The 500-nt window shown below is 55.6% G+C and carries 1 protein-coding gene; it reads left to right on the plus strand.

From position 1 onward, the window contains the following. Positions 1 to 124: 124 nt before the first annotated feature. Positions 125 to 500 (plus strand): helix-turn-helix domain-containing protein (locus E2H86_RS25885; RefSeq protein WP_133332304.1); only part of this gene is annotated, 376 nt, incomplete at its 3' end.

Raw genomic sequence — 500 nt, forward strand, 5'->3', positions numbered from 1 at the left:
GCCCTTATGTGTAGTAGTTCCGACTTGATCTGACAGTAATGCCTTGCCAAGAGGTGGGGTTACCCGGTTTGATAGAGGTGCGAATCTTTATTAAACCAGCGCGCAAGCGCCAAGGAGTAACCCCATGGGTAGTGTTCCTCAGAATGTCATCAAACACAAGGTTGGCCTGCTGAATCTGGCGGCCGAGCTCGGCAATGTGTCCCGTGCCTGCAAGGTGATGGGCTTTTCCCGAGATACTTTCTATCGCTATCAATCCGCCGTTGAAGCTGGCGGCGTTGAGGCGTTGATCGATGCAAACCGCAAGAAGCCGAATCTGCGCAACCGCGTCGATTCGGCCATTGAAGACGCCGTTGCTGCCTTCGCTCTGGAGCAGCCGGCATATGGTCAAGTTCGGGTTTCCAACGAATTGCGCAAGCGGGGCATTTTCGTTTCGCCGTCCGGTGTGCGCTCGATCTGGTTGCGCCGGGATCTTGAGTCTTTCAAGAAGCGCCTGACGGCCC

The organism is Pseudomonas putida, from assembly GCF_004357765.1.
Taxonomy (GTDB): domain Bacteria; phylum Pseudomonadota; class Gammaproteobacteria; order Pseudomonadales; family Pseudomonadaceae; genus Aquipseudomonas; species Aquipseudomonas putida_U.